This window comes from Sorangium sp. So ce302, assembly GCF_051530145.1.
Taxonomy (GTDB): Bacteria; Myxococcota_A; Polyangia; order Polyangiales; family Polyangiaceae; genus Sorangium; species Sorangium cellulosum_B.
In genome coordinates this window covers 761,622-774,337 of the sequence record NZ_CP150326.1, presented here as the reverse complement: position 1 = coordinate 774,337, position 12,716 = coordinate 761,622, and the positions used below count along the sequence as shown (strand labels likewise).

Genomic DNA, 12,716 nt, shown 5'->3' with positions numbered 1-12,716 from the left:
TCAAAACCAAAGGTCCAGAGCGGGGCGCATCTTCGTATCTGCGCCCCGCCCTGTCGCGCCGGCGTTCAGGGCCTCCGGAACACCACCTCGAGCTTGGGGCGCCGCGCGGCGGTCGCGTGATCGCTCGACGTGAACGAGACCTCTCGCCACTTCACCACCTCGTCCTGGAGCCGCATCAGGAAGCCGTGGTTGTTCGCGGGCGCGCTCAGCATGTCCCGCACGAGCGCCGTCACGTCGACGCGCTCGTAGTCCTGACCGTCCGACGTGCTCTGCGGCAGGAGCACCTGGTTGAGCGTCGTGGTCGTGGGCTGGTTGGCCCAGGTCACGGTGTTCTCCTGCCACGCCGAGGTGACGCGCTGGAGCAGGAAGGCGTTGGAGCCGCCGAGCGTCGCGTGCCCCGGGGAGAGGCCGTTCGAGGTACCCTGGCCGTAGAGGCGCGCGTCGGGATCGGCGTAGAGGCTGAGGCGCGCCCGCTCGATCGTGGAGCCCGCCGGGATGGTCGACAGATCGAAGCGGAAGAGGCTCCGGTTCGTGTATTTGACGTCGCTGGACGTCCACAGCCCCGCGGTCAGGTTCGGGGAATTCCCGTTGTTGGTCCCGGCGCCCGAGCCCAGGCTGGTGATGGTCGCGTCGGCGCCGGCGCTACCGGGCTGGATCTCCAGCCGCTCCGGCTCGTTCTCGCAGCGGCCGCCTTCGACGAACACGCCGCTCACCGCGTCGCACTGCGCCTCGTAGGTCGGCGTGTGGCAGGTGCCGTCGGGCTCCGTGCACGAGCCGATCGGCGCGGCCCCGCAGGCGTCGATCTCCGCGCAGCTGTAGCCGCTCACGAAGTAGCCGCCGGCCTCACGGCAGCTCGCGCTGGAGCCGATACCGCCCGTGCCGAGATCGGTGCAGGTCTGGGACCGGCAGCACGCGCCCTTCGCCTCCAGGAGGCAGCTCGACGAGCAGCCGTCTCCGCTCTGCGTGTCGCCGTCGTCGCACTGCTCGGACGCCTGCTTCACGCCGTCGCCGCAGCAGCGCTCGACGGTCACGCCCGCGTTCTTCACGACGGAGCACTGGATGACGTCGTCCTCGGGGCCCTGGCACGTCCCGCTCACGCACGTCTGCCCCGGTCCCGTCGTGCAATCCGCGTCGTCGATGCACGTGCAAGGCACGGTGTCCTCGGAGTGGTCGTCGAAGCACGCCTCCACCTCGGCGAGCCACGTCTCGGCCAGGGCGCTGCGGTGCACCAGGTTGAACGCCTCGAGCCCATTGCTCGTGTCGTACAGCAGCTTGGTCAGGTCGAACGTGGGCGTCGGGTTGTTGACGACGGCGCCGCTGAAGTCGCCGAGCCGCAGCTGGTTGGAGACGGGGGAGCGCTGCGTGTCGAGGCAGCCCCAGTGCATGAGCAGGTACAGGTGTGCCTCCTGGCACGGGAAATTGAGGTTGCCACGCAAGCCGCTCACCGGTCCGACGTAGGAGCAGGTCCCGGTCACGAACGTCTCGGCGAGCGCGTCCTTGTCCTGCAGCCAGTCCATCATGGGCCGACCGTCGATGCAGAGGTTCTCCATCGTGGACACCTGCTCTCCCAGCGCGAAGCCGAAGTCGATGACCTCCTGCACACTGGCCTTCACGTCGTCCGTCGTGGGGGGCAGCGGGTCCTCCGCGTAGAGCGGCATCTCGTCCTTGCACCACGAGAGGAAGTCGGCGGTCTCCGACGTGATGGCCGCGTAACGGGTCACCTCCTTCTCCTGGTAGTTCGTCACCTCGCCGAGCGACGTGCTGTCCCACTGGTACGTCGCCTCGAGCCCGGGCTGGAACTTGGCCTTGGCGACCGAGCCGATATCCCAGGATCGGCGCCAGTCCCAGAGCGTGAACTTCCTCGGCTTCTTGAAGAGCTTGAACTCGAGGCCGACGTGGATGCCCGCGTTGAGCGCGGCGATCAGCTCGATCTCGCTCATGCCGTAGGTGGCGATCGCGTGGGCAGGCGCCTCGGGGTTCTTGAGGCCCCAGATCACCTGCTCGGCGTACTGGGCGCCGGCCTGCGGCGCGCACGCGCCGTCGGGCGTGCAGACCTGACCGTAGCCGCAGACGGTGTCCGCGGTGGAAGAATCGTAGTTGCAGCGGCGGGTGCACGCGCCCTCGACGCACGTGCGGCCTGGCTCGCTCGCGCAGCTCGGGTTCGGCTCCCCGCTGCACAGGCACGCGACCGGCGTGCCGCCCACGGTGCACAGCTTCTTCACGGCGTCGCAGGTCTCGCCGCTCGCGCAATCGGCGTTCGACGTGCAGCCGCACGCGGACTGGAAGCCGGCATGGAGCGGGTGGCAGCCGGGGCCCCTCCAGTCGACGACATCGCTCCGGGTCTCGGTCACGCAGCGGTACGCGCCGAAGTTGCCGGGGCACTCGGACTCCGTGACGTCGTACACGACGGCTCCCGGGACCGATGCGTCGCAGTTGCTCCCGAGCTTGCGGACCGTATACGGCAGCGTATCGCTCACATAGATGTCGCCCGACGGCAGCACGGCGAGGCCGCCGGGCAGCTCGAAGACGGCCGTCGTGACCAGGCCGTCCTGCCATACGGTGCCAGGCGCGCCGGCGACCGTGGCCGTGGCGCCGAGCGCCGGGTCGAAGCGCCGGATTCGACCAGGCCTGTTGCCTTCGCCGATGAACACGCTGCCAGCGCCGTCGATCGCCAGCGCCTGCGGCGAGGTGAGCCGGGCGGCCGTCCCGGCGCCGTCCGCGGAGCCCGCGGCGCCGTTGCCTGCCACGGTGGTGACCATCGAGGTCGCGATCTCATACCGGCGCAGCGAGTGATTGAACGCGTCGGCGATGTAGAGATTGCCGCGCCCGTCGGCGACGATGCCGGCCGGCTCGGCGAAGCGCGCGGTCGTCCCCACGCCGTCGGCGTTCCCGGACAAGGGCGCCTTGCCGGCGACCGCGATGTTCGCGCCCGTCGCCAGATCGATCCAGATCAGCGTGCGGTTCGCGCTGTCGGTGACGTACAGGTGGCCTCCGACCACGGCCACGTCACGCGGCGTGCCGACCACCGTGCGGTCGGCGATCGTCGTGACCTGGTTGTTGCTCAGCGTGAGCTTGCGGATCGTGCGGCTGCCGCGATCCGCGAGGTAGAGGGCGCCGTCGTGGAGCGTGATGCCCGAGAGGGTGTTGAACCGCGCGGCGGTGCCCACGCCGTCGGCGGTGCCCGAGGCGGTCGACCCCGCGATCGTCGTCACCGCGCCGCTCGCCAGGTCGATGCGGCGGACGGCGGTCCGATCCGCGACGTAGAGCATGCGCGTGGCCGCGTCATAGGCCAGGTCGCCGGCCTGGAGGAAGCGGGCCTGCGCGTAGCTGCCGTTCGTGAGGGCGCGCGACCCGGCCAGGCCGAAGGGCGACGATGCCACGGGGAGGCAGCAGACGCCGTGCTTCTGGCAGCCCGAGATGTCGCGGAGATCGTCGCTCCGCACGTCGGTCACGCAGGTGCCGTCGCTGTCGCACTCGTCACAGGTCTTGTTCGCGTTCCACTTGGCGGTGAAGCCTTGCTGGAAGGCGCTCTTGAGCAGCTTTGCCTTCTTCTCCTTCATGAAGGTGGCGAACAGCTCGTACGAGAGCTTGCCAGAGTCGCACCACTCTTCGGTGATCCCCGTCCAGTCGTCGATGCAGGCGCGGCCGCCGGTGATGAAGGTGAGGCAGCAGGAGTTGTTCGTGTCGAGCGGGGAGCAGCCGAGGTTCAGCTCGGACTCCTCGACGAGCCGGTTCGAGCAGTACGTCTGATCTTTGTGGTTGAAGACGGGCTTGCACTCGAGGTTCTCGTCAGGGTTGCTGTTCACGAGCGCCCGCTCGAGCGAGGTGTTGAGATCGACCACGCCGCCGGAGCCGCTCGGCCTGAGATCCACGGAGAAGCCGATGCTCGCCTCGACGCCGACCTTCAGCCGCTTGCCGAGCGGCACGCCGAGGAAGAGCTTCGCGCCGATCTCCGGCTTCACCGAGACCTCCGTCCCCGCCTCGCCGGTCACGTCCGGCGCCTGGAACGGGTGCATGTCGCGATCGAAATCGACGTCCCCGATCTTGTGGTTCGTGTGCTTGTTGAGCGCCTCCTGCAGGCGCTTGCGCATGAAATAGGCCTCGTCGTACCACTCGACCCCGGCCCCGAGCCGGAAGTACGGGATGAGGAACGCGCCGGGGACCGGCGGGAGGGGGATCTTCGTCAGCTCCTTCTCGATCGGCTTCATCCGGAAATCGAGGTTGAGCGCCGCGGCCATGACGGCGGCGGAGCGCCCCTCCCAGGGCTCGACCGGCTCCGCGGCGCCCCTGGGCCAGGTGGCCGGGCTGGGAGCGCCGCTCGGCGTGTAGTCCGCCGTGTAGGAGAACGGCATGTAGGTCCCGATGAGGAACTCCTGCGGAGCCACCCGGCCGTCGCCGTCGGTGTCGAGCGATTCGACCTGATCCCCGTCCGCGAGGTAGAAGACCCCGTTTCTCTTCGCCGCGGCGAGGCTGAGGCCGCCGCCGCCCGAGTGGCCGAAGGCCTCGATGCCGAGCGGGGCCTCGCGGTTGAACCACTTGTACCCGTCGAGCTGCATGTTGAACTCCATCCCCGGCTGGATGCTCAGCGTCTCGCCGAACGCCGTCACGGCGAAGCCGCCGGTGCGCATCTGGGCGCGTCGCTCCTCGCTCAGGTTGTGCGACGTGTAGCGGCCGCCGATGCCCCACTTGCCGTCGCCGCTCTCGACCATCGTGGCGTACGCGCCATGGCCGGCCCAGGGGATGCACATGTGCAGGTCGGGCCGCTGCTCGGAGTAGCTGCCGAGGTGGTAGCCCTCGGTGTAGAGGTCGATATAACACTGGATCTTCGCGAGCAGCTCGGTGGCGTTCTCGAGCTCGCCGCCGGCCTGCTCCAGGAAATCGGCGAAGCGCCCGTCGGAGATCTCGCCGGCCATCTTGTCGAGCCACTTGAGCGTCTTGCGGGCCCATTTTTCCTTGCCCGCGCTGGTCTGCTGGACGTCGTTGGAGAGCCAGACGAGCACGCCGATGCTGCAGGTGTTCGTCGGCGTCGTGGCCGGATCGCAGAAGTCGGAGCACTCCTCGTAGGTCGTCTGGCTCTTCTGGATGACGTCCGTGCACCCGGCGACCACTTGCTGGGTGCAGATGCACCTCCCCTTGCCGGCGTCCTCGATGGTCTCCGTGTCGGCGGCGTTGATGGCCTCGGCCGTCTTGTTGACGATCGACGAGAGGAGCTGCATCGACTGAAGGACATGGAAGTTCGTCGTGATGTTCTGGAGATCGGCGCCCTTCGGGTTCGGGTTCTCCGGCATCTTGCCGAGCAGGTTCGGGTCGCACGCCTTGGGCTTGAACTCGAAGCCTGAGCCTCCGCCGGCCCCGCTCGCGCTGCTGGCGCTGCTCGACGCGCTGCTGGCGCTGGCGCTGCTCGACGCGCTCGCGGCGCCCGAGCCGGTCTCGAACTCCTCGAAGACGGCGTCCGGCCGATCGGGCTGCTGAGACCACCTCGGCCAGCTCGGTGCGCCGCTCTGGCAGCCCACGTCGTCCGCGGAGCAGAGCGCTTGCTGCACGCTTCCGATGGGCTCGTTCGGCTCGCTCGGCTCGTCGGCGCCGCCCGCGCAGGCCGATGCGACGATGCCCAGGCAAAGGAGGAGCGGGAGGCGGCCCGCGCGCCAGGGATCCGCGAGGGCGTCTCGTGATTGGATGAGCTGACGTATCAGCATGGACCTGAGAGCTGTCATTGAATCAACCCCGACGGCCTGATCGGCCGAGATGAGCGGACGTGACGCGGTCGGCCGCCGTGCCCGCTCGCGGAGCGGCTCGCGGTCTCCCATCGTTGCGTGGATTAGCTGCCTCTGGGCCGGCGGCGAAGGCGACAAACCGCGCCAGGCGCTGACAAAACCCGCCACGCGCCGCGCGGGCCCGGTCCACCGCTTGAAAATGCGGTGGGGACTACCCCAGCTAACCAGGCGTCCTCAGCGCCTGGAACCCCCACGACCGAACCCCCGGACCGCGACACCCATGACCTGCCCCGACGATCGCCTGACACGTGCCCTATCGACTCGACCCGGCCCGGCGCCCCGAGCGCGCCGCCGGCGCTGGCCGCGCCCCTTCGCGACCGCCGCCCTGGCCGCCCTCGCGCTCATGGCGTCCGCGTGCGACCCGGGAGCGCCGTCGCTTCCCGGTGAACAGGGCACGACAGACGATCTCGCGCTCTCTGCTTCGCTCGGCCTCTCCGCCGGCGCCGCGACGGCAGACGGCACCGCGGCGGCGCCCCCGGTCCCCTCCCCGGCGGCGCTCAGCGGAGCCCCGGTGAGCGGGTTCGCGGACCTGCACTTCCACATGATGTCGGAGGAGGCGTTCGGGGGTGGATGGCTCCACGGCAAGCACGACGGCGCCGGCGCCCTGGACGATTGCGACGGCGGCAGTCCAGGGAGCGATCACGCGCGCGTTCGACAGGATCTCAGCGCGCTCCTGGACCGGTGCCCCCAGTCGACGATGCTCGATTTCGCCAGCAACGGCGCGCTGTCAGCGCTGCTCGGCCTGGGCGGCGGCATCGGCGGCTCGGAGGTGATCGGCCAGACGGAGGGGACGAGCGGCGACACCGGGCTCCACCTCGGGCGAAAGCGCTTCTCCGAGGGGTGGCCGCGCTGGGACACCATCGCTCACCAGCAAGGTCACGTGAGCTGGCTGCGCGAGGCCCACGATCGCGGGCTGAGCCTCATCGTCATGTCGGCGGTGAGCTACGACTGGCTCTGCTCGATCCTGCCGGAGCAGAACCGGCAGCGGGCGTGCGACGAGATGGTGGACGTCGATCTCCAGATCCAGATGACCCACGCGCTGGCCGCTCGCAACGCCGGCTGGATGGAGGTCGCGCTCTCGCCGGCCCACGCCCGGCAGATCATCGGCGCGGGCAAGCTGGCGGTGGTGCTGTCCATCGAGGCCAGCCACCTGTTCGGCCGCGACGTCGACGCGGCGAAGATGCGCGCGCAGCTCGCCAGGTACCACGCCCTCGGGGTCCGGACGCTCCAGCCGGTGCACCAGGCCGACAACGCCTTTGGCGGGGCGGCGCTGCACAACCCGATCTTCCAGCTCGCGCAGTACACCGAGAACTGCTCCATCGACACCGACTGCGGCGCCACCCTCGCGGGGATCACGCTGGGCATGGATGTCGACGCGAGCTGCCGCAACGTGCGCGGGCTGACGCCCCTCGGCGAAGCGCTCGTCGGCGAGATGATGGACCGGGGAATGCTGCTCGACGTCGCGCACCTCTCGGAGCGCGGCGTGGATCGGGTGTTCGAGCTGGCGCGGGCGCGCGACTATTATCCGATCTACATCTCCCACGGTCACTTCCGGGAGATCATGGCCCCGACGGTGGCGGAAAAAGAGAAGTCCACGCCGGCGCGGGTGATCCGGATGCTCCGGCAGACCGGCGGCATCTTCGGCCTGCGCACCGCGCACGACGAGACCCGGCAGTACAGCCGCAGCTCCGTCGAGAACAGCTGTCAGGGCTCGTCGCGCTCCTTCGCGCAGGCTTACGAGTACGGGCGGCTCGGCCTGAAGGTCCCCATGGCCTTCGGGGCAGATCTCAACGGCTTCATCCAGCAGACCCGGCCGCGCTTCGGCGAGGACGGCGCCTGCTCGGCGGCGTTCCAGGCAGAGGCCGATTGCCAGGCCTGGGAGCAGCGCGAGCAGGGGCCCGGCCCCCTGGGGACGGAGTTCGACGAGAAGGGCCTGGCCCACGAGGGGATGCTGCCCGACCTCGTGGCCGACCTGGATCGCCTGGGCGTGGACACGACCGGCCTGAGATCCTCGACAGAGTCCTTCCTTCGCATGTGGGAGCGCGCCCAGGGGCCGCGGGCCGGGATGGCCGATCCCGCCACCGATCTCGACGAGAGCGGCATCGCGCCCTTCGCGCCCGCGGAGGAGCGGGAATCCGCCTATCCCACGAAGTGCGGCGCGGCCTACTGCCCTGGATTTCAGGCGCTGGGCGGGAGCTGCCGGTTCGATGAGGAGTGCGAGAGCGGCCAGTGCACGGCCGTCGCCTGCAACGCGATCCCGGGCCGCTGCGTCTGCAACGACGACGCCGATTGCGGGGGCGGCCTCCGCTGCGCGCTCAAGACGCCTGGAGTCGGCGGCGACAACGCCTGCGAGCCAAAGAAGGCCGAGCATCAGCTGTGTACGCGCGACAGCGAGTGCGCCTCCGGCCGCTGTGGCGGGCTGATCGCCGGCGCGGGCTTCTGTTACACGCCCGGCTCGAAGGCCATCGGCCAGGGGTGCCGTGTGAACGAGGAGTGCCCCAGCAACCGCTGCGGCGATCTCACCCAGACGTGCCTCTGCCGCTCCGACGCGCACTGCGCGGCGGGCCAGTTCTGCGGGTGGGGCACCAACGAGGGCGAGTGCGTGGACAAGCGCGGCCGGGGAGCGGCGTGCACGAAGGACAACCAGTGCGCATCCGGGAACTGCAGGTTCCTCTTCTGCCGCTGACGCGTCACGCGACACGCCACACGTCGCCAATCTCACTTGCCTGGACGCAGATCGATCGCCGGCGTCCGACTGACCGCGACGGGAGCGATGACGCGTGGACCTGCCCGTCGTCGACGAGCGCCCCCACACCTTCTTCAATGCCTCTCCGTCGCTGAGGCGCTGGTTCCGCGGGGCAAAGCCGTATGCGGCCGCGGAAGAGACCCGACATGCGCGCCAAGGCTGGAAGTCGCGGACCGATCCCGTCCAGCCAGAGCGAGCGCACGGCGCGCGGCCCGGCCTGGACAGCAATCCTCGCGCACCGCTGTCTTACCATTCATCACCGTTTTGTATTGCCACATTCCGGGTTCGGCCTATATTCCACACCAATCAACTTTCCTACCTTCCGCCGCGCATCGGCCGCGGCGTGCTGCGGCGCTTGCGCTTCTCAAGCCCAGGACGCTCGTCCATCATCGCTTTGCTGCATCGGCCAGGGAGCGGAGCGCCGCTCCGCCGATCGGAGAAGCCAGAGCACGCCTTGAGAAGCCAGGCAGCGCAGCCACGCTGGACGAGCAGCGCGCGTCGACACTGTTCCATTCGTTCGAGGGGGGGCGACATGGATGTTCGTGACATTTACGGCGTGGGAGGCCGCGACCAGAGCAGGGCGGGGCTTCCATGGAAGCTCGCGATCGCGAGGCGCCGGGCGGCGGCTGGGGCGCGCCGCGCACCGACGCGGCGGCCAGCGCGCGGCCGCGCTCGCCGATCGCGCTGTCGATCTGAGCGAGCGCTGCGGCGCAACTCGGACTCGCCTCGGCCCTGCGCGCTCGGAAGCCGGCGGGCGCGGTCTGCGGGGACACGCCTACGACGTCGCAAGGTGTTCGAGGAGAATCTTGAACCCGAGTCCGATGAGCACGACCCCCCCAGCGAGGTCGAGACGCTTGCCGAGCATCGCCCCGAACCGCCGTCCCGCGAAGAGCCCCGCTGCGCTGAGCAGCGCCGTGACGACGCCAATCGTCACGACGGAGATCGCGAACGGGGCATTCAGCATCGGCAGCGTGATGCCCACGGCGAGGGCGTCGATGCTCGTGGCGATCGCCAACACGAACATCGAGCTCAACGCGAAGGGATCGACCGTCGTCTCGCCCTCGCCGCCGTCGTCGCCGTCGCCGTCGTCGCCGCGGGCTTCCCAGAGCATCTTTCCGCCGATGAACGCGAGCAGCACGAACGCGATCCAGTGGTCCCACGCTTGCACGCGCGGACCGATCCGCGCTCCGAGCAGCCAGCCGATGACGGGCATCAGGGCCTGAGCGCCGCCGAAGAACCCGGCGACGAGCAGGACATGGCGCGCCCGAATCGCCGGAACAGACAGCCCTCGTGCCGCCGCGACAGCGGTCGCGTCCATCGCGAGCCCGAGCGCGAGGAGCAAGATCGCGCTGAAATTCACGAGCCCCTCCGCGCGTCACCGGCAGAGAGCGGGTGAACCTCGACCGTGACGTGCTGGAGGCTGGCGATCGGGACGAGCGCGTCACGGTAAGCGGAAGGCGCCAGGGGGCTCGGTACCGCGACCGAAACGATGCAGGCGCGCGCGCCGGGACCGATGTCCCACAGGTGGAGATCGACGACGCTCGCTCCTGCGAAGGTAGACTCGATGCGATCGCGGATGCGCTGAGCGAGGGACTCGGAAGGGACGACGTCGAGCAGCTGCCTGGCCGCTTGTCGGCAGAGTCCGTAGCTCCACTTCGCGATGACGAGCCCCCCGACGATGCCCATCGCGGCGTCGAGGAACGTCCAGCCAAGGTAGCGCCCGCCGAGGAGGGCGAGGATCGCGAGCACGCTGGTCAGCGCGTCCGCGAGGACGTGGAAGTACGCCGCACGCAAATTGTGATCGTGCCCGTGGTGGTCGTGGCCATGGGCGTGCTCGTCGTCGGGATCGTCATGGCCAGGGTCGTGGTGATCGTGGTCGGGATGGTCGTCGTGCGCCTCGTGATGGTGCTCGTCCGCGTGGAGGAGCCGCACGCTGACGAGGTTGACCGCGAGACCGACGACGGCGACCGGAAGCGCCTCGGAGAAGGCAATCGACTCGGGATGGAGGAAGCGGCGCAGCGACTCGACGACCATGAGGAGCGCGATGAGCGCGAGCGCGACCGCGCTCGTGTACCCGGCGAGGGCGTGCACCTTGCCCGTGCCGAAGGAGAACGCGCTCGACCCGGACTGCTTGCGCGCGAACCAGTACGCGAAGGCCGCCATGCCGAGCGCGCCCGCATGCGTGGCCATGTGCCAGCCGTCCGCCGTGAGCGCGAGCGAGTTCGTCGCGTAGCCGACCACGAGCTCCGCCACCATCATGGCGAAGGTCAGCGCAACGACCCACCGGGTCCTGGCTTCGTGCGAAGACGCGGCGGCGCCGTGATCGTGGGCGTGTCGAAGCTGGGCGAGCCGATCGGATCCCGTGGAGTCGCTCATCGTTGCTTCCTTCACTTCACATAGGCGCGGACGATCTGGACCAGCTCCTCCGCGGCCTCCCGCTGGGGTGCCGTTGCACGCTCCCCGTCGATGACGTGCGTGCGGATGTGACCTTCGATGAGCTCGCCCACGAGGCCGTTCAGCGCGCCACGCGCCGAGGTCACCGTCTGCAGGACCTCCGAGCACCCCGCTTCGCCCTCGAGGGCCCGCTCGACCGCTTCGAGCTGCCCGCGGATCCGCCGGACGCGCGCGATGAGCTTCTTCTTGTTCTCGACCGTGTGCACGCACATAATATAGGGGGGTATACTATCTGGATCAAGCGCCGCGCGCTGGCTCCTCTCGGAGGCCGGCGACGGTGGCTCGGTCAGGCGCGAATTCGCCGTCTCCCATCGGGCAGGCAATGCTTCGGGGCAAATCCGGGCCAGTGGCCCCCATGATTCTGCCGAGCACATCGCACACATCACCACATTTCACCAGCATCCACACGCGGCAATGCCGCACGCTTTCGTCCATTTCAACCAAGCGTCCGGGCGCGCGCGAGCGGAAGATGGATGCTTCGAGCAGCGAGCGCCGCTCGAAGCACCACGGTGAACATCGTGGTGTTCACCCCGTTCCCATGGAGGGAAGCGCCTATGCTGGGATGGCTCGGATTTCTCGCGGGCAGCGCCTTCGGCGCGTACGACATCACCTCGGTCGAGGTCACGCGACCGCATCCATCGCTCGAGAGGGTGGTCTACGAAGTGGAGGCCGGGGACAGCCCCCTCGATCGATTCTCGATCATCCACGTGAGCAAGCGCGGGGCCGGCCGCGGCTGCAGCGAGCCCGTGATCCTCTTGAGCCCCTTCACACTTCCGGGCGAATTCTACGAGATCAGCGAGACCGGGAGGTACGCGAAGTCCGCGGCCGGCGAGCTCGCCATGGCCGGTCACGACGTCTGGCTCGTCGACCAGCGGAGGACCGAGCTCCCGCCCGGCGCGTGCGAGTCCGGCGCCGCCGATTGCAGCGTGATGGCCGACTGGGGCTTCGACACCCTCTCGAACGACGGGCTCTTCGCGCTCGCCCTCGTGCGCTCGCAGAACCCCGGCGCGCGGCCCGTCATCGGAGGATTCTCCGCGGGCGCCAACACGGCCATGGCGCTCGTCAATCACGCGCCCCGCGCCTTCTCGGGCGTGTTTCTCTACGAGGGCACCTTCTACACCGAGGATCCGGAGATCGCCGCGCACAACGACGCGATCTGCAGCAACCTCGAGGGGGCGCTCGCCGCGGGCTCGACCTACGATCCCAGCATCGCCGTCCTCGGGCTCGCGTTGCGCGGCGCCGCCGCGGATCCTCAGGGCGCGTTTCCTCTGCCCATCTTCCCCCCGGGAACGACCAACCAGCTCGCCATGCTGCTCGTCTTCGGCGCCCCGCCCCCTCCGGGCGCGCTCGCCCCGACTCCCTCGTTCGTCCGCGCCGTCGCCGATTTCGAGACGCAGAGCCTCGTCTATAGCGACCAGTCCCGGCTCGAGCTCGTAGGCCCCCTCTTCGACAATTACGGCTCCCTCGCCGCCGTCCGCGATCTCGCGTGCGGGCTCTCGGGGCGCGACGCGAGACACACGTCGAACCTCTCCGCCTTCCGCGGCGACGTGCTCATCTACGTCGAGGGCACCGGCTTCGGCCCCGCCATGTTCGACACCGCAGGCCTCTTCGATCGCGCCGCGTCCGTGACCATCGATCACAACCCCGAGCTCGGCGAAGCGGACGTGTACTTCAACGTCCACTGGAAACGGACCTTCCTAGACCCCTTCACGCGCTGGCTTCGCCAGAAGATCTAGGACGCA

The 12,716-nt window shown here is 69.3% G+C and carries 6 protein-coding genes; 2 read left to right on the top strand and 4 right to left on the bottom strand.

Annotation, left to right across the window (positions count from 1 at the left end):
* Positions 1 to 65: 65 nt before the first annotated feature.
* Positions 66 to 5,696, bottom strand: a complete 5,631-nt coding sequence (locus WME73_RS02925) for a DNRLRE domain-containing protein (protein WP_437914657.1) — start codon at positions 5,694 to 5,696, stop codon at positions 66 to 68.
* A gap of 421 nt (positions 5,697 to 6,117) precedes the next feature.
* On the opposite strand from WME73_RS02925, the gene WME73_RS02920 reads away from it, so the two are divergent.
* Entirely contained in the window at positions 6,118 to 8,460 is a 2,343-nt protein-coding gene (locus tag WME73_RS02920; protein ID WP_437914656.1) for a membrane dipeptidase, read from the top strand.
* An 835-nt stretch (positions 8,461 to 9,295) separates the two neighbouring features.
* On the opposite strand, the gene WME73_RS02915 is transcribed toward WME73_RS02920, so the two are convergent.
* Genes WME73_RS02915 through WME73_RS02905 form a run of 3 tightly spaced genes read right to left on the bottom strand, consistent with a single transcriptional unit; the run spans position 9,296 to position 11,186 of the window.
* Positions 9,296 to 9,880, bottom strand: coding sequence for a manganese efflux pump MntP (locus tag WME73_RS02915; RefSeq protein WP_437914655.1), 585 nt, complete (start codon positions 9,878 to 9,880; stop codon positions 9,296 to 9,298).
* Positions 9,877 to 10,896 (bottom strand): CDF family Co(II)/Ni(II) efflux transporter DmeF, encoded by a 1,020-nt coding sequence (gene dmeF / locus WME73_RS02910; protein ID WP_437914654.1) that lies wholly within the window; start codon positions 10,894 to 10,896, stop codon positions 9,877 to 9,879. Before dmeF ends, WME73_RS02915 begins: the two co-directional genes overlap by 4 nt.
* A gap of 11 nt (positions 10,897 to 10,907) precedes the next feature.
* The gene (locus WME73_RS02905; protein WP_437914653.1) at positions 10,908 to 11,186 is read right to left on the bottom strand and encodes a metal/formaldehyde-sensitive transcriptional repressor; all 279 of its coding nucleotides are present in this window, start codon (positions 11,184 to 11,186) and stop codon (positions 10,908 to 10,910) included.
* A gap of 342 nt (positions 11,187 to 11,528) precedes the next feature.
* Between WME73_RS02905 and WME73_RS02900 the strand changes: the two genes are divergently transcribed.
* The gene (locus WME73_RS02900) at positions 11,529 to 12,710 is read left to right on the top strand and encodes a hypothetical protein (RefSeq protein WP_437914652.1); all 1,182 of its coding nucleotides are present in this window, start codon (positions 11,529 to 11,531) and stop codon (positions 12,708 to 12,710) included.
* The last annotated feature ends 6 nt before the right edge of the window (positions 12,711 to 12,716 follow it).